Source organism: Microbulbifer maximicatervae (SeqCode) (assembly GCF_052467325.1).
This window is the reverse complement of record NZ_CP174310.1, coordinates 3,383,678-3,405,871: the sequence shown is the minus strand read 5'-3', so window position 1 is coordinate 3,405,871 and position 22,194 is coordinate 3,383,678. Positions and strand designations below refer to the sequence as shown.

Genomic DNA, 22,194 nt, shown 5'->3' with positions numbered 1-22,194 from the left:
TGAGCGACTGCCGCCGCTCATAATGCAGGAAAACTGCACCGGATTTAAACCGAGGTGGGCCTTGCGACTAACGGTCGCTGTGATCAGCTAGAAAATCCAGAGAAATTTCTTGCGTTTTTTCAGCGACTGTTCGCAGCTATTGAGTTGTTGCTGATATTTTTGCGCCCTGGCAGATACCTTGTGGGATACATTCTTTAGCCAGGCTTTATTCTGGAAAGTGCGCCGATTAAAACCACCGTGCCCCTCGTGGTAGGCGAGGTAAAGGCTGTAGGTGTCATTGGCGCGTATCTGGCACTGGCGTGCACTGGTGTTGTTATACCAGCCGATAAAATCGATGGCGTCGCCAAAATCATCCCGGTCGGCACCGTAGTTAAAGGAAGACCTTTGGTAGTGGCGCCAAGTGGTCCCCAGAGCCTGAGGATAACCGTAGGCATCGGACGGCCTCGGGCCGGGGATAAAGCCCAGGATCTTGGTGCGCGGGGGCTTGGCATCATGCACAAAACGGGATTCCTGGTGCATGATTGCCATCATCACTGCAATTGGAGAGCCCCATTTTTCCTCCGCGTCTTTTGCCTCGCCGTACCACTTCTTTTTTTCCTGGAAAATAGAGCAGACGTTGTCGAGATTACTTGGAGGCGCGGTTGCACAGCCGCTGCTCAGTGCAACAGCACTGAGCAAAACCAGCAGTCCGCATTTTTTATTTTTTTTGTGCATAACTATTTACGACATGTTTAAACGGTAATGGTCTTCACTCCGGCACTGGTGCCAAGCAGTAAAATATCGGCGGAGCGCTTGGCAAAGATACCGTTGGTCACCACACCAGTAATGTTATTGATGGTTTCTTCAAGGACAGTGGGGTGTTCGATACGCAGATTGTATACATCGAGAATGGCATTGCCATTATCTGTGATCACACCTTGACGATAAACCGGATCACCGCCGAGTTTAACCAGTTCTCGGGCAACCAGCGAGCGCGCCATGGGGATAACTTCAACCGGTAGGGGAAATTCTCCCAGGACTTTTACCCACTTGCTCTCATCGGCAATGCAGATAAATTCTTCAGAGCAGGCCGCTACGATTTTCTCTCTAGTCAATGCAGCACCACCACCTTTGATCATTTCAAGGGCGGGGTTTACTTCATCGGCACCATCCACATAGAACTGGATGCCGTCGACGGCATTAAGTTCATAAACGGGAATGCCGTGGGATTTGAGTCGCTGTGCGGAGGCTTCAGAACTGGCCACAGTACCGTCAAAGGTACCTTTGATCTCCGCCAGGTAATCGATAAAGAAGTTAGCGGTGGAACCGGTACCTACGCCGACAATGGAATTGTCCTCCAGGCGCGGGGCGATATAGTCGATAGCGGCGCGAGCTGTCGCCTGTTTCAATTCATCCTGGGTCATACTCTGGATAGTTTCCTTTGCAATTATTTCGCCTTAATTTGTATCTGACGATAAAAAAAAGCGCGTCTGGTTGTTTTTTGTGGTAAATATGCTTCTCAAGGCTTAGACTGTCATGCCGGTGCTGCGCTGCACACAGGGCCTATGTAACCCTGCTATTAGTCTACGCTGAGTCGCGCACAGTAATTAACCGCTACGGCCGTCAAACACGTCATGCCCAAGTCCTATATCAAGCGCATTTTAGACGCACGTATTTACGATGTCGCTACCGAGACGCCATTGGAGCAAATGCGCCAACTCTCCCATCGCTTTAACAACCGGATTCTGTTGAAGCGCGAAGATCTGCAGCCGGTGTTTTCCTTCAAGATTCGAGGGGCATACAACAAGCTCCTGCAGTTGCCCGCCGAGGAGCGGGCCCGGGGAGTGATCGCTGCATCGGCGGGCAACCATGCCCAGGGGCTTGCCCTGAGCGCAGCTCAAATGGGAGTACGCGCGACTATAGTGATGCCCAAAACCACCCCGCAAATTAAGGTGAGTGCTGTGCGCATGCGCGGTGCCGAAGTCGTGCTACATGGGGATACCTTTGATGAAGCAGCGGCGAGGGCTCGGGAGCTGGTTGAAGAGCGGGGGCTGGTATTTATCCACCCCTACGATGACCCCGATGTGATCGCCGGCCAGGGCACCGTGGCTATGGAGATGTTACGCCAGCACTCGGGCAATCTGGACGCGGTGTTTATTCCGGTCGGAGGGGGTGGTTTAGCCGCAGGCATGGCCGCCTATATCAAATATGTACGTCCGGAAACCAAAGTGTACGGTGTAGAGCCACAGGATGCTGCCTGTCTGGAGGCCGCGCTGAAAGCCGGCGAGCGCGCTCGGCTAGCGGAGGTGGGCTTGTTTGCCGATGGTGTTGCCGTTGCACAAATCGGTGAGGAGACCTTCCGGGTTCTGCGCGAAACCGTGGATGGGGTTATCACTGTAAGTACCGATGAAATCTGTGCGGCCATTAAGGATATATTCGAGGATACACGCTCTATCGCTGAGCCGGCTGGAGCCGTTGGCTTGGCGGGGTTGAAGAAATATTTGGAACAACACGACAATCGCAACGGCACCTTCGCCACAGTGTGTAGTGGAGCCAATATTAATTTTGATCGCCTGCGCTACATTAGCGAGCGCACTGAGATCGGTGAAAAGCGCGAGGCGGTTCTCGCGGTAAAAATTGCTGAGCAACCGGGAAGTTATCTGCAGTTCTGTCGGGATTTAGGGGACCGTTCAATCACTGAGTTTAACTATCGTTTTGCCAGTGATAACGAAGCGCATATCTTTGTGGGTCTGCAGGTGGTATCTGAGGAAGACCGCAGCCAATTGGTTAGTCAGCTTGAGTCCAAAGATTATCAGGTTACCGATCTCACCGATAACGAAATGGCGAAACTGCATATTCGCCATTTAGTGGGAGGTAGAGTACCGGGCTTGCCCGATGAGGTCATTTATCGCTTTGAATTTCCCGAGCGTCCGGGGGCCTTGCGCAAGTTCCTCGAGCATCTTGCCGGGCGCTGGAATATAACCCTGTTTCACTATCGCAACCACGGGGCAGCTTATGGGCGGGTTTTGGTTGGGTTACAGGTAGAGCCGGCTGCGCGGGGCGAGTTGCAGGCACTGCTACATCAGCTTCACTTTCGTTTTTGGGACGAAACGGAGAACCCGGCTTATCGCTTATTTTTGGGCGCTTAAACCATCTCTTTCGGTTACCTGAGAAAGGCGTCTCATTTATTGAAAGGTGTATAGACTGCAAATCCTGTTTTGTCGAACTTGCTTGTCTAATTTTGAGACAAAAAACTCATAAAATATCCAATAAACGGTTACTATTACGCCGCTTCTTGAGTATTGTCTATTCGCGTGGAACTTTTGCTGTGGCTTTGGTCATAAGCGGGGCGAAACGCATATAAAAACAAAATTATCGTACAGGATGGTCCCAATGAAAGCCGATGCGCTGACAATCGCTGTGGTTGTCTTTGTCGCGGGCGTTCTGTTGAGTACCAGTGGTTTATCTGAGGTATTTTCTTCCGAAGCTGAACCGCCGGCTGCTCTGCAACAGGGAGTGGTTACCCGTTAGGCTGATGCCGGGGGGGCGCTCTGCCCACGAGCAAACACAAAAAAAGCCGGACACCCAGGTGTCCGGCTTTTTTTGTGCTCCGCCAATCACTTTTTAGCGGCAGCGATAAATCCTTTGCTCAGTCACCACCATATCCAGTGGAATATCCCAATTGTCCGTGGGTAAGTTATCCACACACTGTAGATGGTGCGCTGCGCCAATAAGTTGTGGCCCCGTGCCTGGAAATAACTGTTTGCGCTCAAAAGTACGGTCGTAGAAACCGGCCCCCATTCCCAGGCGTGCTCCACCGGGATCGAAGGCGACGAGGGGAACTAAAACCAGATCCAGGAGCTTGGGAGCGCGGTAAGTCGTGCGCACTGGCTCCGGAATGCGATAGCGATTGCGAAAAGCCAGGGGTTCGCCTTGCCAACGCCTGAACCGGAGGTGGGGGTGTGGTTCTGCCGGCAGCTGTGGCAAATAAAAATGTTTTTGTGGAAAACGTTGCAGCAGGTAGCGGACATCCAGCTCGCCATCAGTCGGCCAATAGATACCGACATGCGCTGCTCGATTCATTTGTGGGATACGGCTCAGGAGAGTGATGGCTGCACGGCCATGCAAACGCTGTTGATAGGCGCTGAGTTCCCGTCGCCCCGCGCGCATACGGCGGCGCAGTTGCGTTTTGGTTTCAGTCATTGTGGGAAGAGAAGAGCGTGAAGAAATAGGGTACCCCGAGTGTGCGGCTGTAGACGGAGCCTTGAACCGTAAGGTTCAAGGTGGTGGGATCCGGAGTACATAAGGCTTTCCGCTACAAGGCGGACTTGCACACCAGCACTCGCTGGAAACCACCGGGGTAAGATTATCGGCTCAAGGACATAGTCTGCTGGCCAACACCCCAGGGTATGAACCAATTATAACTTGTAGAGCGGGGGGCTGTTAACCAGAAATTTAGATGAAATGACCAGTAGCAGAAAGTGGCTTCTTGTCACCTTACTCCTGAAGTTTTTCTTCCGAGTCTATTTCGCCCAGTGCGTTTTGCACCTTATCAGTAAGTCGCTCCAACATTTCCTCTTGCAGGGGAATGGAGCTGAGCTCAGCTTTCGCCTGGATAAGCTCGTGAGCAATATTAAGCGCTGCCATTACGGCGATACGCTCTAAGCCGATGACAGTACCCGTTGCGCGGATGCGGGACATGCGTTCGTGTAGCAGGTGTGCCGAAGCCTGTAGTCCGGCGCGCTCGCTTTCCGCGCAGGCGACACGGTACTCTTTATCGAGAATAGAAACAGTTACAGTTTCGGAGGGTGATGCGGTTTCAGACATCAGGTATCTTGCGTTAGCCCCTTAAGACGGTTAATCATAGCTTCTACCCGCGAGCGGGCGGCCTCGTTATTTTTTATCAGGCGCTGGCGTTCACGCAGCCAGTCGGCTTCCTGCCGGCGTAATTCACGATTGTCATCCGCCAATTGTTGACAGCGGGCAATGAGTGAATCCACGGTGCTTTCTAGCGCTTGCAGCTTATCCATATTTCCTGCATTTGAGGTCGACGTCTGAGTTCGCAACACGACAGACTGCGAGGGATTCCGCTACTATATTGCCGGCGTATTGGTGGGTCAATCGCTGCACCTGCGCGGACAATCACAAAATTGTCTCTTAATGCCTCAAATTCCCGGTTTGGCACCAGTGTGACGGCCGGTTTGAAAAGCCTAATTTAGAAAAGCTGTACGGTAACCATGACTTCAGAAGCTAGCCAATTTGAACTCCTCGCCAATGCCATTCTCTCAGCTGGGGGGCAGGCTGACCCCAGTGAATTGCACGGTTTTATCTGTGGCATTTTGGCGGCGGGTGAGCGGCCGGACAAACAGCGCTGGCAGAATGAGCTGGCGGGATTGCTCGATGTGGAGGCGGTGCCGGCAGATCTCAATCGGGATTTTTTCCAGCTGACTGAGGAAAGCCACAAGCAGTTGGATGGTTCCAACTTCGATTTTGAATTGGTGCTGTGCGATGACGAAGATGTTGTCTCCCGCGCCCTGGCGCTGGGTCATTGGTGCGATGGATTCCTGCACGGCTTTGGAATCGGCGGGGCCCGGGAAAAATTGATGCCCACCAGTGACGAAGCTTTAAAAGATATTAGTGCCATCGCCCAATTGGATGCCGAACATGTTGAAGAGGGTGAGGAGACTGAGCTGCAACTGGTGGAATTGCAGGAATACGTGCGCGTAGCCGTACTCAATATATTTACTGAGGTAAAGGGTAAGGACTCCAATAGCGAGCCCACCATTCACTGATGTCTAAGACCCCGAAAACCACAGCGGGAATCAGTCGATCTGAGTACGCCCGCCGACGCAACCGCCTGATGGCAGAATTGCCCGCAGGTAGTTTGGCAATCGTGTCATCTGCTGGGGAGCAACTGCGTTCCCGGGATACTTTTTTTCCGTTTCGCCAGGACAGTGATTTTTTGTATCTCACTGGATTTGATGAACCGGAAGCGCTGCTGGTTTTGGTACCGGGACGAACACAGGGAGAAACCCTGCTGTTCTGTCGCGAGCGCGATGCGGAAAAAGAAAAGTGGGATGGCCCGCGCCTGGGGCCGGAGCGCGCGATGCAGCAGTGCGGCTTGAACGATGCATTTCCCATCGGTGATCTCGATGATATTTTGCCGGGGTTGCTAGAAGGGCGCGAGCTGCTCTATTTCCCCATGGGCCGCTACGCCCATTTGGATAAGCGAATACGCAATTACCTGGAGCGGATTACCACAGCGCCGGATACCGGGGGTGCACCGGAAATGGTCGACCTCGATTACCAGTTGCGGGAAATGCGACTGATTAAGTCGGCCCAGGAAATTCGCTTAATGGAGCAGGCGGCCAAAATCAGTGCCGAGGCACACAGCCGGGCTATGACCCGATGCCAGCCGGGCCTTTACGAATACCAGCTGGAGGCTGCCCTCCTGCATACCTTTGTCGACTCTGGAGCCCGGGAAACAGCCTATCCCACTATCGTTGGGGGTGGTGGCAATGCGTTGGTGATGCACTATTGCAGTAATAATGCCCAGTTGCGCGATGGGGACTTGGTGCTGGTGGATGCGGGGTGTGAGTACCGTGGTTATGTGGCCGATATTACTCGCACCTATCCGGTTAATGGTTCATTTAGCGGACCGCAGCGCGCACTTTATGAGATCGTTTTGGCGGCACAGCAAGCGGCGATTGAACAGGTTTCAGTGGGCAATCACTGGGATCATCCCCACGCTGCCAGTGTTGAGATAATCACTCAGGGGTTGGTCGATTTAGGACTGTTGCGAGGCGACACCCAGGGGTTGATAGAGTCTGGCGCTTATCGGCAGTTTTATATGCACCGGGTTGGCCATTGGCTGGGCATGGATGTGCACGATGTGGGTGATTATCGCATTCATGGAGCTTGGCGCCAGCTGGAAGCCGGAATGGTAATGACGGTCGAACCCGGAATTTACGTCCCGAAGGACGACGAGAGTATTCCCGCAGAGTTTCGCGGGATCGGGATTCGAATCGAAGATGATGTCGCACTTACCAATAGAGGGCCTCAGATCCTCTCAGCAGCGGCTCCAAAAGCGATTGAAGATATTGAATACACCATGCTTCACGGACGGGACTTACTGACCCGTTAGAAGTGATTGTTGGATTGTTCGGCCAATAATATTTCAATGCCGAATAATCAAAGGGGGAATTGGGATGGGTGAGTCGGCGCGTAAAGTAGATGTGGCCATTGTCGGTGGCGGTATGGCGGGAGCCAGCCTGGCATTGATGTTGTCACATTTTTGTCCTCAACTCAGTGTGGCGCTCCTAGAGCAGAGAGCACTGCCGGATGCCGCTGCCAGTATTCAGTTGCCGAGTTTCGACACGCGAGCCACGGCCATTGCCGCAGGCAGCTTGCAGTTGTTTGCGGAGCTTGGACTCTGGCCTGCTCTGCAAGCCTACAGCGCCCCGATTGATCGTATTCATGTGAGTGATCGGGGGCATGCATTTGGCGCCGCCCTCTCGACCCGTGAGGGACAGGGAGTCAACTTTGAGGGCATTCTGGGCGCAGTGATAGAAAATGCAGCGCTGGGCCCGATTCTCCACAGTGCACTGACTAGCACTTCCACCCAATTATTAGCGCCGGCGCAGGTTACTGACATTACCATGACCTCTGCGGGCGCAAACCTGTTGTGGCGATCCGAGGATAATTTCCCCGATCAGGCACTGTCCTGCGGATTGGTGGTCGTTGCCGATGGGGTGAACTCCCCCCTTTGCCGCCAGTTGGGAATAGAAATCAGCTCGGTTAAGTACCCTCAGAGAGCACTGGTCGCTACGGTCGCTCTGCAACAGCCTCACCAAGGTGTGGCTTACGAGCGCTTCACCCGAATGGGGCCCATGGCACTTTTGCCTCTGCCAGATAGAGACGGGCAGCACCGCGCGGCACTAGTGTGGGCTTGCGAAGAAGCAGAAGCTGAGCGTGTCGGTGTAATGCCTGAGGCTGAACGCCTGAAAAAACTGCAGCAGGTATTTGGCTGGCGTGCCGGACGTTTTATTAAGGTAGGAGCTGTTCAGGGGTATCCACTGAGTTTATCGATCGCCCAGGAACAGTGGCGCCGGAATGTGGTGTTGATGGGCAATTGCGCCCACTTTCTGCACCCAGTAGCAGGGCAGGGTTTTAACCTGACTCTGCGGGACTGTTATGGATTGGCACAAGCCCTGTCGACAGTGACGTCGGATACATTGCCAGGGCGGCTCGATTTCCTGCAGAAATACGGAGAGATGCGCCAGCTGGACCAGCAATTGACGATTGGATTCAGTGACCGTATTCCCACACTGTTTTCCTCTTCCGGCTGGCTACAACAGGGAATTCGTCAGTTGGGAATGCTCGGCCTTACAATGGTCCCGCCGCTGCGCCGGGAATTTGTCAGTCAAGCGGCGGGATTTGGGCTTTAAAAGGTGCAGGGTCGGGGACGGCTACTGCCACTTCAGCGGAATTGGCTTTTATGAACAGACATCGTTTGGATTTTGCCATTGTGGGTGCAGGCATGGTGGGCATGGCCCAGGCAGCGCTGCTGGCAGTTCGGCACCCGGGCATGCGTCTGGCCTTGCTGGAGGCGTCCCCGGAAACAACGCTGCAATTGTCACCGCAGTATGAACCCCGCGTGGTTGCCCTGACACAGGCCTCCCGCGAGCTGCTCGAAGAGGTGGGAGCCTGGGATGATATTGCCAGCCGCCGCGCCTGCCCCTATGTGGAAATGCGGGTTTGGGATGCAGATGGAACCGGCTCAGTAAGCTTTAACAGCCGCGATGTGCAGCTGCCGAATCTCGGTCATATCGTCGAGAATAATGTCATTGTCGCCGCGTTAAGAGCACGGCTGGAAACCCTGCCAAACGTGGAATTGGTCAATGGTTTTCGCCTGGAGAGCTGGTGGCGCGACTGCGGACTCTGGCATTTACAGCCCCGCGGTGAAGATCGCTTAAATGAAGAGGATGGGCTGCGCGAGCAACCTGAGATAGTGCGCACCCGCCTGCTAATCGGTGCCGATGGCGCCCGCTCTAAAGTGCGGGACTTACTGCATATCCGCTCCCAGGATACCGATTACCATCAAACTGCGTTGGTGTGTGTCGCGCGCAGTGAGAAATCTCACCGTCACACCGCTTGGCAGCGTTTTTTACAAACGGGTCCACTGGCATTTTTACCTCTCGCGGGGTTGGGGGATGACAATCACTGCGCCGTGGTTTGGTCTGCGGATGAAGCGCTGGCGCAGGAGCTATTGATGCTGGATGACCAGGCCTTTGCCCTGAACCTGGAAAAAGCCTTTGAGAGCCGCTTGGGCAAAGTGGAATCCGTCAGTGAGCGCTTTTCCTTCCCCTTGCGCGCGCGCCATGCGGAACGTTATCGCGGCCCTGGCGCTGTATTGGTGGGAGACGCCGCCCACAGTATCCACCCCCTCGCGGGCCAGGGTGTAAATCTTGGACTGCAGGATGTACGGGTGCTGGCAGATGAAATTGACCGCGCTATGGCACGCGGCCTGGAGCCCTCTCACTCCTCGGTATTGGCCCGTTACGAACGCCGCCGTCGCGGCGACAACGCCGCCACTATGAAAGCGATGAGCGCCTTTAAGTCTTTGTTCGGTGCTGGCGATGTGCACTGGCGCTGGCTGCGTAACACTGGGTTGAGCATGGTAGATGCAAGCCCCATGTTAAAGAAGCGGATTATTATGCGGGCTATGGCGGTTTAGTTGTAGCTCGGATTTTGACTCAGATTCTATTAGAAAAAAGGTTGTGATAAGTGAGCCAATGGATAACCGTTTATTCTTTCCCGATGGAGAAAGAATTGACGGAATTAGCCCGTTTTATACAAAGTCACGGTTTGCCAGTACGAATTATTGAAAAAGGCAAACAACAATGCGTAATCGCCGAAGATACTAAATTGGCGGAACTCTTAAGGCCACTGATTAGTCACTGGGATACTGAAAAAATAGATCTTGATTTTTATTTTTCTCAGTTGATCCGGGATTTGGAAATTAATGAAGTGGATTCAGAGTTAAATGAATCTGAAGGCAAGGAGAGTAGCGAGCCAGATTCTGAAAGGGGTGAGAGGACTTACTATATACCAAGCTTCCCTCTGGATAGTACCCCTTTCACTTTTCTGTTAATTGCTCTTTGTTTTCTGGGGTGGTTTTTATTCACTAGTAGCTTGGCGGGCTTGCTTTTAATTACTCCTGACCCGGCTGGCACTAGCGTTGGTCAGTCAACATTGGCCAAGCACTTGCAGGAAGGTGAGTATTGGAGGTTGTGGAGCCCTGCAATTGTACATTTTTCATTCTTGCAGGCCCTTATGAATGCTTTAGCCTTATGGATTTTAGCCCGGCCAATTGAAGTTCGAGGAGGGGCCTCAGTTTTAATTGCGTTGGTGGTGCTTGGAGGGCTTGTGGCAAACCTCACACAGTTCTTGTGGGCTCCACAGTCCTATTTTGCCGGCATGTCGGGAGTAATTTACACACTTGTTGGTTTTGCTTTGGTAGTTCAGCGTTGGCAACCTGCTTGGCAGGATATTCCTAGGAGTATTTTACTCGTAATGACTGCTTGGCTTGTTCTAAGTGCGTTGGGGATATTTGGTTTCATCTTGGGGGTTAATTTTGCCAACCCAGCAAATGTTGGAGGGCTACTCAGTGGATTGCTGAGTGGACTGATTTATTGCGCAATAGGTGGAGCGCGAAACTTTTATTCTGGTGATATTTACGCTCGAGAATTATGATTTTACTGATAACCTACATTTTTATTGCCCTTGGCTTTTCTTTTCTGTGCTCGATAGCCGAGTCGGTTATTCTCAGCGTAACAACGCCATACGTGCGCCTAATGGAGCGGGAAGGGCATAAAGCGGGGTCTTTGCTGCGCAAATTAAAATCCGATATTAATGCCCCCCTGGCCGCTATCCTCACCCTGAATACCGTCGCGCACACAGCGGGTGCTGCAGGTGCCGGTGCCCAGGCAGCAGCGGTTTTTGGCAATGAATACCTGGGTATCGCATCAGCGATCCTGACTCTGTTGATCCTGGTTTTTTCTGAAATTATCCCCAAGACACTGGGAGCCGTGTACTGGCGCCAACTGGCCCCCACTACCGCTTATGTATTGCGCGGCCTGGTTTGGTTACTCCACCCGTTTGTAAAAATGTCCGAGTGGTTGACCAAAGGCCTGTCCCACGGCCCAACCCTGACGGGCTTTAGCCGCGATGAGTTCGCCATTATGGCGGAAATTGGCGAGGCCGAAGGGCAGTTGGAGCAGCGGGAGTCCAGCATCCTGCGCAACCTGTTCTTCACCCTGCGAGACCACTCAGTACGCGAGGTGATGACTCCCCGCACAGTGGTCTTCTCCCTGCCGCAGGACATCACTGTGGAAGAGGCCTACGAGGATGCAGAGAAAGGGCGTTTCTCCCGAATCCCGGTCTATGAAAATCGCGACCCGGATTGTGTGGTGGGTTTTGTATTGCGACAGGAGCTATTGCTGGCCTACGCGAAAGGTGAGCACCAGAAAACTCTGGCGGATTATCGCCGTGAAATGTTGATCCTGCCGGAAACAGCCACTATTTACCAAGCGTTCCAGAAAATGCTGTCCCGCCGCGTGCAGATTAGTGCGGTTATGGATGAATATGGCAGTCTCGAGGGCTTGGTGACCCTGGAGGATCTGCTGGAGACCCTGCTCGGGGAAGAAATTGTCGACGAGGCAGATAAAACACCCGACCGCCAGGAGTTGGCTAAGCGTTTGTGGCGCTGGAGATCGAAGAAGTACGGCCTCAAAGTCGACGAATCCGCAAACACAGAAGAGAACGCGGAAGAGGCTGGTCAAGGGCGCGACCGGGGCAGCGACTGATAAGAGCTTTATTGGTTGAAAAGTGATCATTTCTGCGCTGGCCCAACACAGTGGGTATTGGGTATTGCCCGATTCCCTAACGCGAGCTAAAGCAGGATAGAGCGCCAGCGGAATCTTTGACGGCCTCTGTGAACCTGGACAGGTTTTACTACCAATGCCTGCTAGGCTTGCAGAGCATATATATTGCCGCGCCTGCCCCGCTGGCAAGGCCGGTACCCAAGCCGCTAGAATACGCCGCTTCGGAACCTGACGGACTGAGATTTTAAAAATGGGAAATAGAACTCCTCTGTATGACACGCATGTCGCTATGGGCGGCAAAATGGTGGATTTCGGTGGATGGGACATGCCGCTGCACTACGGTTCGCAGCTGGATGAGCACAACAAGGTGCGCACCGATGCGGGGATGTTCGATGTCTCCCATATGACCGTGGTCGACGTAGATGGCGCCCAAGCTCGCGACTACCTGCGCTACCTGCTGGCCAATGATGTGGCCAAGCTGGATGGCAACCCGGGTAAGGCCCTTTACACAGGCATGCTCAATGACAAAGGCGGTGTGATTGACGACCTGATCGTCTACCTGCGCGATCCCGGCTATCGAGTGGTTGTTAACTGTGCAACTCGCGAGAAAGACCTGGCGTGGATGCGCAAGCAGGCAGAGTCCTTCGATGTGACCCTGACAGAGTGCCCGGATGTAGCGATGGTCGCTATCCAGGGCCCCAATGCCATCGAGAAAACCAAAGAGGTTTTGGGCATTGATTGGACTGCCGCGATTGACGCACTGAAAGTTTTCCAAAGCGTTGCCCGGGGTGGCTGGTTCATAGCGCGCACCGGTTACACCGGTGAAGATGGCCTGGAAATTATGTTGCCGGGCGAAGACGCCAGTGGTTTCTGGCGCGCCCTGGCCGAAGCGGGCGTTTCCCCTTGTGGACTGGGTGCACGCGACACCCTGCGCCTGGAAGCGGGTATGAACCTGTACGGGCATGAGATGGACGATGAGACCTCTCCGCTGGTTGCCAACATGGCCTGGACGGTTGCCTGGGCACCGGAGAGCCGCAACTTTATCGGCCGTGGTATTCTGGAGCAGGAAAAAGCCGATGGCGTTAAGCACAAGCTTGTAGGCCTGGTGCTGGAAGAGCGCGGTGTATTGCGCGCAGGTCAACCGGTAGTGGTAGACGATAGTGATGACCGGGGTATCATTACCAGCGGCACTTTCTCCCCCACACTGGGTTACTCTATCGCCTTGGCGCGAGTTCCGGTGAGTGTTGGTGATACCGCACAGGTGGAAATCCGTAAGAAACTGCAGCCAGTCAAGGTGGTTAAGCCCTGCTTCGTACGCAACGGCAAGTCAGTTATTTAAGCGTCGCCCAGAGGTGTACGCGTCACTAAGACAATAAACTTAGATGCTTAATCAAGGGATAACAGCATGAGCGAAATCCGCAATGAATTGAAATACCTCTCCAGCCACGAGTGGGCACGCCTGGAAGAGGACGGCACCGTAACCATCGGCATCAGCGATCACGCTCAAGATGCCCTGGGTGATGTGGTTTACGTTGAGACTCCAGAAGTGGGCACCAACCTGGCTGCTGGTGACGAGGCAGGTGTAGTTGAATCCGTTAAAGCTGCCAGCGATATCTACTCCCCGGTTTCCGGTGAAGTCGTTGCTGTCAATGAAGCTCTGGAAGAAGCTCCGGAAACTGTAAACTCCTCTCCTTACGACGATGGCTGGTTCTTCCGCATCAAGCCCTCCGACGTGAGCGAGCTGGACAATATGCTGGATGCAGACACATATCGTTCAGAGTCTGAAGACTAATAGAGCGAATGTGCTGAAAAGCATATTAAAAAAGGCTGTGGCTAATCCCCACAGCCTTTTTTGTTTTATAAGCGCCTAAATCAATTTCCGCTTATTGATCAAACGATACTGCGTTGCGAACTTCCTCATCATTCACAATCTGATCTAGCTGAGCTTTATAGGCCCGCAAGATATTGTTTTGTGGAGATTCACTAGCCTGCTCATCAACGACATCCCTTTCAGCAATATTCTTGGCAAGTAACTTCCCTTCTTCCAGGCTGTATACGAGGATGTCGGTATTCGTGTCGAAGTTGAATGCTGAAACCCAGTTCAAGTTAACACTGAAATACCACTCATTAAGCACAAGACTAATCATTTTTTCGGTGTTATTTTCTTCCATCAAGGCTTTGATGGCTTCATCACTCGGCACTTCATCTAAATCTACTGCTGTGGTATTCCAGCCCGTTTCATTAAAGCCGTGAGTCAATCGGCTTTGTAGAAACTGAGCAAGATTCTTTTCTTTATCTCCCGGCTCTGTAGCTAACACCTGATTAACATGCCAATCAACCGGGATACCAAATGAAACGTGGGCTTTACCTATAAAGTTCTTATCTTTCCCTTCTTGAACACGTTTGCGCTGATCAATAACAGAAATTAAAACAGGTTCTTTAGTTGTGTACTCTGCTTTTGCGGACTGCTCCTGTAACGGAATAGGTGAAACACAGGCAGTGATCATTGTAGCTAGTGCGAGAAGCGCTATCTTTTTTAGCACGATTTCATTCCTTGTTTTATATGCGATGGTTCATCATTGCGCACAAACTTCTAGTGAGTTTTAAATAAATGGGCGCCTTTATAGTGTATCACTGGAGCTAGATAATTATTTGAAATCATTTGGCAAGAATCTGGTACGTTAGACCTAATATGTATAGTGAATATTGCTCATTACTTGTTATTTAGACTTTCGAATGCCTCGCTCAAATTGACAAGCGCACAATAGGATCGTTCACGCAACCAGTGCTTATGATTTATGGGAGATAGATTTTCATGTGATCCGACGAATAATATACCTTCTAGAAACCCAATTAATACAAGCTCCGATGTTTCTGGATTCCCTGAGTTAAGACCAAGGTCAACAACTAAGGCTACATTTTCAAGATCCTGAAAGTCATTATCTCTATATTTTGAAAGTACGTAATGAACGATTACGCTTATGTCATTATAGAATCCAGGTATATCACCGTCCCAAAAATCAAGTGCTCCTGCCACTCCGAGTCGATATCAGGGCAGGCTTCTAAAAGGCTATTGATAAATTCATGTGGAGTCATGTGTTCCATACGGCATAGTGTAGTGATAAATAGCAAATAGTTTACTGGGAGTTCAGAGTGGCTTGTATACGGTTTTTCAAGTTAGGACTCCGAGTCATTGTATGCATATTTTTTAACAAGCGATTGAAGCTATAAATACATATTTTAACAATTTTGTATTCTCCTCCCAGTTCTTCAGTTAATAGCTCAGGGTGGGCTTTCCATATTGGATCAAGTATTTGCAAATGAGCTTCTCTCATTACCTTTCCGAATTTTTTACATATACTAATAAATTTTTTTCATCTAAAACTTCTTTGAGATAGTACAAGTGTGAATCCATAATCATACTTAATTGCTGAACTATCAAGGCAGTTTTTTCTGCGACAACAGCTTTCATTACTTACCTAAATTTTCAATTGTCTTGGTACAAACTTGTTTTATGTGCTATTCCCCAGTAAAGAGGAAACTTAGTTGCGTAGCTTTACAAAAAAAGAGGCGCCCAGCCAAAGAGTAGCACCTACCACAAATCCCCCCGTAGTAACTACTAAAGAATAAATCAGGCTCCACAGATCCATACCGAAAAAGGGAACAGTCAAGATATATAGAAACAATCCAGCAATGCCACCAGAGATTGCAGCGTTGATTAAAGGGGCCTGAGCACCACGTTTTACCACCACTATGCCTGAGAGAATGGACGATAAAACTAGGAGTACCCCTGTAGAGCTAAGTGGCACGTCTAGAAAATTTATCATCAGAGTCAGCATGACCCAAAGAATACTGAAACTAATCAAGCCCCAGGCTATAGCTTTCTTGTTCAATTTTTTATAAAGCACTCTGGTCTTTCCTGTAAGGTTATAATAATTTTTTGTAAATAGATTTGAATAAAGGGCATCATATTAATTCCATTATTAACAGCAAGCCCATGCCATTGCTAATTGTTCCTTATGTTCTGTGCACTGTGAAATATGTGCGCATCCAGAATCTCCAAACATATAAGGAATATTTCCTGAGGAGTCTATTTGAAAGATAAACTGCATTTGTTTATTACATATCTTGCAGGATTGATATTCAATTCCCTGCACCCAATGCGGCCACCCCAGTAACTTTTCACCTGAGAATGGAACTTCGTCTTCGCATAGAAAATCTTCTTCATCTTCTGATAGCTCTACACCTAACTCCTCGAGCTCAAATGTATCTGGGTAGTCTTCTAACTCTTCCCAACCAGTTATTTTTAATTCTGGATAATCTGAAGAAGGGGTTAATGTAACTTCTGTTTGAGTCGGAGTATTTAGTGGCAATATCCTTAATAGTGTAGCTTTTGAATTTGCAGCCCACGTATCACAGTCAGCCTCGCAGCTTGAATTTTCGTTAACACAATAGAAAACTTGTAATATTCCATCTCCAAAAGGGGTATTTGAAGCCTCTGGGAGATCTTTAGAATTCAATTGTACAAAGAGTTGCATAGGTTCATTGCAATTTCCACACTCAGGCCAGCCTTCTGCTGTAAGTAGTGGCATTCCACAAAATTTAGAATCTGATATTTCAGTCACTTGCTCTTGTGTTTGAGGTTCCCACGCGATTTTTCTATAGGGGCTGAGTTTGCTTTTTAACTCTTCCCAATATTTCTCCCAATCAATTTCAGACAAAATTTAATACCTCACGCAAGTTAAAAGAATCTTATTAATAAGTCAGTCAGATTGTAAGCATCACTTGGATTTGTGTGTTAGATTACCAAGCCAGTGAACTAACTCCCGACTTTCATTGTCACCAATTATTGACATACTTGGGTGGTTTCGGTCGTCAACTTTTACAATTGAAACACCATTCGATTCTAGATCGCTATAGCTGCTGTGTGGAGCAATAGAATCTGAAGTAGATGCAAAAATAATTATAGGTACACTAGAAGATACAATAATTGGCTTAATGTCCGTGTCTTCAGGAATGATATCGGCTCTAACTAAACTATCTAATGCTCCTTGCTTGATGCTTTCCTCTGAGAAAAGCATTGTCATACTCGGAAAGTTAGCTTTAGTATAATTTAAAACTGCCTTATCAAATCGAAGCATTGGAGCTTGTAGTATTATTCCATCAATGTCATTTCTTAAAGTAGAAATGTGCATTGCAGTTGTACCACCCATAGAGTTACCAACAATATACAGGGTTTTATTTTCATATTTGTTGATAATTTCGTTGACTATTTTACTATCACCAACACCGTATTCTTTATCCTCATCAGACTCACCATGCCCTAATAAGTCAGGGACTATAACTCTAAAGCCTAACATTCTGAAGTACAGAGCCGAATTCAGCATAAACTCTTTAGATGCCCTAAAACCATGTATAAGAACAACTGTTCCTGAATGTAATTCAGGTAGTGAGCTTTTTAAAATGTCTAAACTAACAGTGCTTTCCGCACCGCTAAATGATTCCAGGGAAACCGTATAGCGAAGCTTCTTGTTTTCAAGTGGATCCCCTAGAAGGTAGTTTGTGCATACTTTATGCTCTGTAGAGCAATACCGGTTGTTCTTAAACCCATAAGTTTCAATATTATCGAAAGAAACAATCTCTGTAAAATCAAAGCTATTAGACCGCTCAATATATTCTGTAACTACTGTGGAACAGCCAATAGCTATGCTGCTCATAAATGCTAATATCAATTTCTTAATCATAATCTTTAATGATATAGGGAAAGATAATACTCTTACCTGTTACACTTGATGCCAAAGCTCAATAGATTGTGTGGTTGGGCCTTCTCCCCACCTTATTGTGATATTACCCCTACTGAGCACAGATGGAGCATTAATAAAGATAACCACTTTATTGTCAAAGCTACATGCCTCTAGGTACAGCCAGATAGATTTCGACTTCACCCGAATAAGAGTTGGACTAATTGTATTTGAAAATATAGCCGGAATCTGATCGCCTGTAAGTATTATATTTTCAGAGCTATCCATAAGCTCTAGTGATGAATGATAGAGAGATGTTAACTGTTCATTAGTCAAACGCTTTGCTGCGACCACTTTATCAGATTGTGCTGTGCACGTGTTTCCACCACAACTTATAATTAAAGCGGTACATGCTATAAGAACTAGAAATTTAAGTTTTACAAATTTACGTAACAATTAAGATTGGACCCTATTGCTAATAAAAATACATCTATTGACAAGTTCTCAGTGCCGGTTGAACTAGCATCTAAGACACTATTTACACTTACTTCTGATTTTTCAAAATTAAATACAAGGTCATAAACATTTCCATTAAACTCTCTAAAAGCTATCGATGGGTTAAGCTTAGCTTCTTCAACAGTCGCTTCAATGCGCCCAATCAAGCGCTCGGAGAGTTCTTCACGAATAAAATTTTCTAGTAACACACCCATTGTTAGGCCTTTCCGCCAATTAGGTTCCATCTCTGTATTAAACCAAGCGAATAGGTTAAGCCGAGGATTAAACATATGCCTGAGCTGGTTAGCCAGAAAGTTAGCGAATTATCTGGGAAGGCTGGCATTATGAAATAAAAACCCAGCGCACGAGCTAAAAATATCGTTGAGATTAGTATTAGGCCAAGCCGAACTAGCGGTAACCTAACAATTAAACCCGCTCCAGAAAAAGCATAGCTAGCCCAAAGCAGTAGAACGGCTGAAATTACGCTAGTTACAATAGTTGGGTAGGGGTGGCCACTTTCAGCTAGTTGAGCCATATGTTCACCGGCACCGAGAAACCGATACCAATCACCACCAAATACTATACACCCAATATGAACTAAAGCAGCCAATACAGTAAGTATCCCTGCTATCTGCAAATAGTTAATTCTCTGACTGACCATTTACTCTCCTTGGCTGGTCTATTCGTATAATCGAAAGTGGAGGAAATCATATCATTTATCAGCATGCCCAGAGAACGGAAAACGACTCAAATCAGAGAAAGATACCCACTAATGTAATAACCAGTATCGATTGAAGAATATTCCAGTGCCATATCACGTGTACAGTATATTCGCCTTGAGCCCTCTTTAAGAAAAAAACGTTATAAATTAATGACTTACAATACTTGCTGCAATATTTGTAATATCAGAATGTATGATAAGTAGCACCCAGCCAAAACAGACGGCTTAAGAAGAGTAATTAATAAGTTTTCAGGGGCATTGAACTTGTAAATAGGTACGATCATGCAGGATATCCCCCCTAAATTACTGGCCGAAAATCAGAGTGCGAATGCCAATGGGTAAGTCGCATAAAACCCACGGCAATATATCCAATACTCAGAAGATACTTAGCCTTTCTCTTTTGAAATGAGGAGTACGTTTACGTATTTATTGTTGATTGTCTTGTGTCTTGAGGTTCTAACGTAAAGGCCATTAAAGATTGCCAATACGATTGGCCATTTTCTACATAAGCCGATATTTTCCAAGGCGGTAACTTACAAAAAATAGGCACAAAAATGATCTTATTGAAATTTATTAAGTTTGTTTCAGTGTCAAATCTGCGTAAAATCGATGGAAATTTATTGGTATTTTGGTCGTAAATAGGACGCTTTTTGAAGGCCTATAACCAAAGAAACTCAATAGAATAAGATTTTATAAAAGATTCACCCTCTCAAAGGAGAACGGTAGCGTGACGTAAGAGTAAGTAAAAGGCGCTGACCCAAGGTGCGGGAACACCTGGGGCCAGCTAACCAAATTGATAACATACCTATCAAAGTGGCTATATGGATCATACGCTAGAAACCCGCTCGTCTTCAATAAAGTCGAGTACATCCAGCGGCTTGGAGAGACTCCCCAAGCTCTGGGAGCGTTGCGTCCGCCTTTTCTTCTTCTATGCCTATCGTTCTCGCGCTCCCCCTGCATTCTTCAACAGATTAGTTTCTCAGCCGTCCATCAATAAAAGTCTACCCATGGCTTGAATATCAGAGAATAGAATTATGTTGATCTTAAAGCGCAGAACTGGTGAAAACCTAAGGATCGGAGCCAATGTCTCAATCACAGTATTGGAAGTTAAGGGATATCAGGTAAAGATAGGAATACAAGCTCCCAAATCACTTCCAGTTCACCGTGAAGAAATTTACATACGTGTTCAGAAGGGAAGGGTGCAGGGGAATAGAAACTGTTGAGAACTTGGCCCTAATTGTGGAACACTCAAAGCATCGGCATCAAAACCTTAGCAGAGCTGCGGTATTGGTGCCAGGTGCCGTTGCTAGTGACGTCTATTCACCCTGATGGTACTGCTTGATAAACACCGGCCTCATTTAGTAAAACGCCATTGAACATCATATAAGCTAAAATTAACATAGATAAGATAACTACAGCTAAATGAACCTTCGTTGCTGAATTGGCGTACTTAGAAATATAACCCAGGCCATTTTTTTGGTCTGAAGTGGCTGCAATGGCGAATGGTAATAATACAACTATTGCTAGTCCAGCTAAGAAGAAGTATGAAAGATATTCCTCATAATAATAAGGGAACCATGACTCATAGAAAGCTGTAAAAGTAAGATAATATGCAGCAAGTGCAAGTAGGAGTGTAATGGTAAAAATAAATAGTTTCTTCAAATCAAATACCAAGACATTCAAGAGAGCGTAGGCTCTTGTACTTAACAAGTTTTACAGTGAAGGGTTCTTCCTCATAAGAATAATAACAAAAGAAGGGTGCTAAAGCTCACCCTATCAATGAGCTTGTTGCAAACTCTCTTCATTATCTATCACGGAGATTGTTCTCTCTATGAATCTTTTGTAAGACTTTTCAGGTATAAATGTGGCTTTATCGCTCGCGTTGAATTTCTGTAAAATATTCTTTAATTGTGTGTCCGCCATTATTTTCTCTAGATCTGATTCTTTATGGTAAAGTTCTCGAACTCTATTTATCCATGCAAAAGTATTTTCTCTAAATTCAATTAGGGATGATTTATTGGCAGTGACACCATGTCCGGGTATGATTAAGCTTTGATCATCACCCATATTTAAAATAGTATCAATTGCGTTGCTGAAGCCTTTAATTCCACCAGCATAAAATGTGGGGTGCCAGCTAGTATCAAAAATGTCACCAACAAATATTGCGTTACTCTCCTTATGATAAAATATATTGTCAATCGATGAATGAGACTCAACTCTAATGTGAGTAAACCCTTCTAGAGGAATGTCACCCTTTAGAAGCTTTCCACCTTTACCTTCAAAATACTTATTGCCCCCAGTGTGATCAGAGTGTGAATGTGTATTTAAGATAAAAATAACAGGCTTATTGTAGATCGACTGAATTACTTGGTCTAATTCACTCAGATGATTATCTCCCGGCATCGGATCAATTAATATCAAGCCATTTTCTACGGCTATTAAACCGATATTAGTACCATACTCTTTCCCGCTTAAGATATATAATTTTTTAGATATCTTCATCTTAACTATACCTGATGAAGCAGTGGGGCTGATAAGTATAAATATTATTGAAAGCAGAACTTTAAAAATATTCAAAGCTAATCCTTTTACATTTCAGTCAAATTTCATCGATATGTTAAACGCCGTAAGAAATGATAATCACCTATTGTGGGCTTAGATTCCAAAATTTTTCTTACCTTACGTAATTTAGATGTACCTCCGTGTTAGGTCTAAACCTGACTATACAGGGTATCTACTAACCGTGGGTAAGTCTTACACTATAACTCCTATAGCAGGACCGGTCGGAGCAACCTGCCTGTTTTTGTTAAACATTTTGTGCGAGCTCTTTTATGTGGTCTAACTTTACCGGAAAGAACCCGTAAATAGTAATGTCCGCTTCGTACTCTAGTTGATTTTCTGAGACGAACTCTAGTGTGGGCATGAGATCAGTCAAAATTGGCTTTATAAAATTTGGCTTCGTCATAAGCATTTGCTCCACAAGGCTAATAAAGCAGTTTGCCGCATCTGGAGCATCGAACTGCTCGAAATCACCTTTCTCAATAAATTGTTTAAAACCAAGCATATAGTATTGAAATGGTTTAATTGGCATAAAGCTAAGTTCGGAAGCCCGTTCAAGAACACACCGGCGAAACTCTAACTGAACTTGATCGTTCGTTTTTCCAGCAAAAATTCTGTGTGCATATTCAGAATCGAGGTCATCCCGGTAATTTCCCCAATCGCTTTCCGATGGTACATTCATAGTTCGTGTGCCTCTTTTTGTTAGGCATTTCCTGCTCCAATTTGTGAGCCAAGTATGAGACAAGCTTATTTACCTCCTTAAGTGATATTCCATTTTTTTTGGCTGGGTAGATATAGAAGTTGAAATCGCCAA

Annotated in this window: 25 protein-coding genes, 1 other RNA gene and 1 pseudogene; 11 read left to right on the top strand and 16 right to left on the bottom strand. The window is 47.7% G+C overall.

Annotation, left to right across the window (positions count from 1 at the left end):
- Positions 1 to 87: 87 nt before the first annotated feature.
- Both ACJJIE_RS15170 and rpiA read right to left on the bottom strand, forming a co-directional pair.
- Complete coding sequence (locus tag ACJJIE_RS15170) at positions 88 to 714, bottom strand: transglycosylase SLT domain-containing protein (RefSeq protein ID WP_282930933.1); 627 nt, start codon at positions 712 to 714, stop codon at positions 88 to 90.
- 17 nt (positions 715 to 731) lie between these two features.
- Positions 732 to 1,403, bottom strand: coding sequence for a ribose-5-phosphate isomerase RpiA (rpiA, locus tag ACJJIE_RS15165; protein WP_444892233.1), 672 nt, complete (start codon positions 1,401 to 1,403; stop codon positions 732 to 734).
- 207 nt (positions 1,404 to 1,610) lie between these two features.
- Between rpiA and ilvA the strand changes: the two are divergent.
- Together ilvA and ACJJIE_RS15155 are read left to right on the top strand one after the other, a co-directional pair.
- A pseudogene (ilvA, locus tag ACJJIE_RS15160) lies at positions 1,611 to 3,128 on the top strand (threonine ammonia-lyase, biosynthetic); the annotation flags it as partial.
- 244 nt (positions 3,129 to 3,372) lie between these two features.
- The gene (locus ACJJIE_RS15155; protein WP_192879435.1) at positions 3,373 to 3,510 is read left to right on the top strand and encodes a hypothetical protein; all 138 of its coding nucleotides are present in this window, start codon (positions 3,373 to 3,375) and stop codon (positions 3,508 to 3,510) included.
- 93 nt (positions 3,511 to 3,603) lie between these two features.
- Here ACJJIE_RS15155 and ACJJIE_RS15150 read toward each other — a convergent pair whose 3' ends face one another.
- The 4 genes from ACJJIE_RS15150 to ACJJIE_RS15135 form a co-directional block, all read right to left on the bottom strand.
- Positions 3,604 to 4,182, bottom strand: a complete 579-nt coding sequence (locus ACJJIE_RS15150) for a 5-formyltetrahydrofolate cyclo-ligase (protein WP_282930936.1) — start codon at positions 4,180 to 4,182, stop codon at positions 3,604 to 3,606.
- A gap of 28 nt (positions 4,183 to 4,210) precedes the next feature.
- Positions 4,211 to 4,391: non-coding RNA, 6S RNA (ssrS, locus tag ACJJIE_RS15145), on the bottom strand.
- Positions 4,392 to 4,476: 85 nt separating this feature from the next.
- Complete coding sequence (locus tag ACJJIE_RS15140) at positions 4,477 to 4,806, bottom strand: cell division protein ZapA (RefSeq protein ID WP_282930937.1); 330 nt, start codon at positions 4,804 to 4,806, stop codon at positions 4,477 to 4,479.
- Complete coding sequence (locus ACJJIE_RS15135; RefSeq protein ID WP_108734784.1) at positions 4,806 to 5,009, bottom strand: TIGR02449 family protein; 204 nt, start codon at positions 5,007 to 5,009, stop codon at positions 4,806 to 4,808. Before ACJJIE_RS15135 ends, ACJJIE_RS15140 begins: the two co-directional genes overlap by 1 nt.
- A 207-nt stretch (positions 5,010 to 5,216) precedes the next feature.
- On the opposite strand from ACJJIE_RS15135, the gene ACJJIE_RS15130 reads away from it, so the two are divergent.
- From ACJJIE_RS15130 to gcvH, 8 genes are all read left to right on the top strand, one after another.
- On the top strand, positions 5,217 to 5,771 hold the full coding sequence (locus ACJJIE_RS15130) for a UPF0149 family protein (RefSeq protein WP_444892232.1): 555 nt from the start codon (positions 5,217 to 5,219) through the stop codon (positions 5,769 to 5,771).
- Positions 5,771 to 7,123, top strand: coding sequence for a Xaa-Pro aminopeptidase (gene pepP, locus ACJJIE_RS15125; RefSeq protein WP_444892231.1), 1,353 nt, complete (start codon positions 5,771 to 5,773; stop codon positions 7,121 to 7,123). The genes ACJJIE_RS15130 and pepP overlap by 1 nt, the downstream gene beginning before the upstream one ends.
- A 64-nt stretch (positions 7,124 to 7,187) precedes the next feature.
- Positions 7,188 to 8,426 (top strand): FAD-dependent monooxygenase, encoded by a 1,239-nt coding sequence (locus tag ACJJIE_RS15120; protein WP_444892230.1) that lies wholly within the window; start codon positions 7,188 to 7,190, stop codon positions 8,424 to 8,426.
- Between the two features lie 50 nt (positions 8,427 to 8,476).
- A complete protein-coding gene (locus ACJJIE_RS15115; RefSeq protein ID WP_444892229.1) occupies positions 8,477 to 9,715 on the top strand; it encodes a UbiH/UbiF/VisC/COQ6 family ubiquinone biosynthesis hydroxylase in 1,239 nt (412 codons plus the stop codon).
- A gap of 50 nt (positions 9,716 to 9,765) precedes the next feature.
- Positions 9,766 to 10,734, top strand: coding sequence for a rhomboid family intramembrane serine protease (locus ACJJIE_RS15110; RefSeq protein WP_282930942.1), 969 nt, complete (start codon positions 9,766 to 9,768; stop codon positions 10,732 to 10,734).
- A complete protein-coding gene (locus ACJJIE_RS15105) occupies positions 10,731 to 11,846 on the top strand; it encodes a CNNM domain-containing protein (RefSeq protein WP_413663599.1) in 1,116 nt (371 codons plus the stop codon). Before ACJJIE_RS15110 ends, ACJJIE_RS15105 begins: the two co-directional genes overlap by 4 nt.
- Before the next feature lie 268 nt (positions 11,847 to 12,114).
- Complete coding sequence (gene gcvT / locus ACJJIE_RS15100) at positions 12,115 to 13,203, top strand: glycine cleavage system aminomethyltransferase GcvT (protein ID WP_444892228.1); 1,089 nt, start codon at positions 12,115 to 12,117, stop codon at positions 13,201 to 13,203.
- A gap of 66 nt (positions 13,204 to 13,269) precedes the next feature.
- Positions 13,270 to 13,656 carry a glycine cleavage system protein GcvH gene (gene gcvH / locus ACJJIE_RS15095; protein WP_282930945.1) on the top strand — a complete coding sequence of 129 codons (387 nt, stop codon included), beginning with the start codon at positions 13,270 to 13,272 and terminating at the stop codon, positions 13,654 to 13,656.
- A gap of 91 nt (positions 13,657 to 13,747) precedes the next feature.
- On the opposite strand, the gene ACJJIE_RS15090 is transcribed toward gcvH, so the two are convergent.
- From ACJJIE_RS15090 to ACJJIE_RS15060, 7 genes are all read right to left on the bottom strand, one after another.
- Entirely contained in the window at positions 13,748 to 14,407 is a 660-nt protein-coding gene (locus tag ACJJIE_RS15090; protein WP_444892227.1) for a hypothetical protein, read from the bottom strand.
- Between the two features lie 170 nt (positions 14,408 to 14,577).
- Positions 14,578 to 14,901: a DUF7674 family protein gene (locus ACJJIE_RS15085; RefSeq protein WP_444892226.1), complete on the bottom strand. Its 324-nt coding sequence runs from the start codon at positions 14,899 to 14,901 to the stop codon at positions 14,578 to 14,580.
- 505 nt (positions 14,902 to 15,406) lie between these two features.
- Positions 15,407 to 15,772 carry a hypothetical protein gene (locus ACJJIE_RS15080; RefSeq protein WP_444892225.1) on the bottom strand — a complete coding sequence of 122 codons (366 nt, stop codon included), beginning with the start codon at positions 15,770 to 15,772 and terminating at the stop codon, positions 15,407 to 15,409.
- A 75-nt stretch (positions 15,773 to 15,847) separates the two neighbouring features.
- Positions 15,848 to 16,585 (bottom strand): DUF1963 domain-containing protein, encoded by a 738-nt coding sequence (locus ACJJIE_RS15075; protein ID WP_444892224.1) that lies wholly within the window; start codon positions 16,583 to 16,585, stop codon positions 15,848 to 15,850.
- Between the two features lie 60 nt (positions 16,586 to 16,645).
- A complete protein-coding gene (locus ACJJIE_RS15070) occupies positions 16,646 to 17,608 on the bottom strand; it encodes an alpha/beta hydrolase (protein ID WP_444892223.1) in 963 nt (320 codons plus the stop codon).
- Positions 17,609 to 18,042: 434 nt separating this feature from the next.
- Complete coding sequence (locus ACJJIE_RS15065; protein WP_413663592.1) at positions 18,043 to 18,315, bottom strand: hypothetical protein; 273 nt, start codon at positions 18,313 to 18,315, stop codon at positions 18,043 to 18,045.
- A 2-nt stretch (positions 18,316 to 18,317) separates the two neighbouring features.
- The gene (locus ACJJIE_RS15060) at positions 18,318 to 18,761 is read right to left on the bottom strand and encodes a hypothetical protein (RefSeq protein ID WP_444892222.1); all 444 of its coding nucleotides are present in this window, start codon (positions 18,759 to 18,761) and stop codon (positions 18,318 to 18,320) included.
- Between the two features lie 1,094 nt (positions 18,762 to 19,855).
- On the opposite strand from ACJJIE_RS15060, the gene csrA reads away from it, so the two are divergent.
- Positions 19,856 to 20,044: a carbon storage regulator CsrA gene (gene csrA, locus ACJJIE_RS15055; RefSeq protein ID WP_444892221.1), complete on the top strand. Its 189-nt coding sequence runs from the start codon at positions 19,856 to 19,858 to the stop codon at positions 20,042 to 20,044.
- 97 nt (positions 20,045 to 20,141) lie between these two features.
- Here the strand turns inward: csrA and ACJJIE_RS15050 are convergent, their stop codons facing one another.
- From ACJJIE_RS15050 to ACJJIE_RS15040, 3 genes are all read right to left on the bottom strand, one after another.
- A complete protein-coding gene (locus ACJJIE_RS15050) occupies positions 20,142 to 20,483 on the bottom strand; it encodes a hypothetical protein (protein WP_444892220.1) in 342 nt (113 codons plus the stop codon).
- Between the two features lie 114 nt (positions 20,484 to 20,597).
- Positions 20,598 to 21,398, bottom strand: a complete 801-nt coding sequence (locus ACJJIE_RS15045) for an MBL fold metallo-hydrolase (protein ID WP_444892219.1) — start codon at positions 21,396 to 21,398, stop codon at positions 20,598 to 20,600.
- Between the two features lie 229 nt (positions 21,399 to 21,627).
- On the bottom strand, positions 21,628 to 22,062 hold the full coding sequence (locus ACJJIE_RS15040; RefSeq protein WP_444892218.1) for a hypothetical protein: 435 nt from the start codon (positions 22,060 to 22,062) through the stop codon (positions 21,628 to 21,630).
- Positions 22,063 to 22,194 lie beyond the last annotated feature (132 nt).

Excerpts from the sequence above, each read along its gene's own strand:
- ACJJIE_RS15120 (WP_444892230.1), top strand. The coding sequence starts at position 7,188 with ATGGGTGAGTCGGCGCGTAAAGTAGATGTGGCCATTGTCGGTGGCGGT.
- ACJJIE_RS15040 (WP_444892218.1), bottom strand. The coding sequence starts at position 22,062 with ATGAATGTACCATCGGAAAGCGATTGGGGAAATTACCGGGATGACCTC.
- ACJJIE_RS15105 (WP_413663599.1), top strand. The coding sequence starts at position 10,731 with ATGATTTTACTGATAACCTACATTTTTATTGCCCTTGGCTTTTCTTTT.
- ACJJIE_RS15060 (WP_444892222.1), bottom strand. The coding sequence starts at position 18,761 with ATGGTCAGTCAGAGAATTAACTATTTGCAGATAGCAGGGATACTTACT.
- ACJJIE_RS15170 (WP_282930933.1), bottom strand. The coding sequence starts at position 714 with ATGCACAAAAAAAATAAAAAATGCGGACTGCTGGTTTTGCTCAGTGCT.
- ACJJIE_RS15140 (WP_282930937.1), bottom strand. The coding sequence starts at position 4,806 with ATGTCTGAAACCGCATCACCCTCCGAAACTGTAACTGTTTCTATTCTC.
- ACJJIE_RS15130 (WP_444892232.1), top strand. The coding sequence starts at position 5,217 with ATGACTTCAGAAGCTAGCCAATTTGAACTCCTCGCCAATGCCATTCTC.
- ACJJIE_RS15070 (WP_444892223.1), bottom strand. The coding sequence starts at position 17,608 with ATGATTAAGAAATTGATATTAGCATTTATGAGCAGCATAGCTATTGGC.
- ACJJIE_RS15065 (WP_413663592.1), bottom strand. The coding sequence starts at position 18,315 with ATGGGTGTGTTACTAGAAAATTTTATTCGTGAAGAACTCTCCGAGCGC.
- rpiA (WP_444892233.1), bottom strand. The coding sequence starts at position 1,403 with ATGACCCAGGATGAATTGAAACAGGCGACAGCTCGCGCCGCTATCGAC.
- gcvH (WP_282930945.1), top strand. The coding sequence starts at position 13,270 with ATGAGCGAAATCCGCAATGAATTGAAATACCTCTCCAGCCACGAGTGG.
- ACJJIE_RS15150 (WP_282930936.1), bottom strand. The coding sequence starts at position 4,182 with ATGACTGAAACCAAAACGCAACTGCGCCGCCGTATGCGCGCGGGGCGA.
- ACJJIE_RS15115 (WP_444892229.1), top strand. The coding sequence starts at position 8,477 with ATGAACAGACATCGTTTGGATTTTGCCATTGTGGGTGCAGGCATGGTG.
- ACJJIE_RS15155 (WP_192879435.1), top strand. The coding sequence starts at position 3,373 with ATGAAAGCCGATGCGCTGACAATCGCTGTGGTTGTCTTTGTCGCGGGC.
- gcvT (WP_444892228.1), top strand. The coding sequence starts at position 12,115 with ATGGGAAATAGAACTCCTCTGTATGACACGCATGTCGCTATGGGCGGC.
- ACJJIE_RS15135 (WP_108734784.1), bottom strand. The coding sequence starts at position 5,009 with ATGGATAAGCTGCAAGCGCTAGAAAGCACCGTGGATTCACTCATTGCC.
- csrA (WP_444892221.1), top strand. The coding sequence starts at position 19,856 with ATGTTGATCTTAAAGCGCAGAACTGGTGAAAACCTAAGGATCGGAGCC.
- pepP (WP_444892231.1), top strand. The coding sequence starts at position 5,771 with ATGTCTAAGACCCCGAAAACCACAGCGGGAATCAGTCGATCTGAGTAC.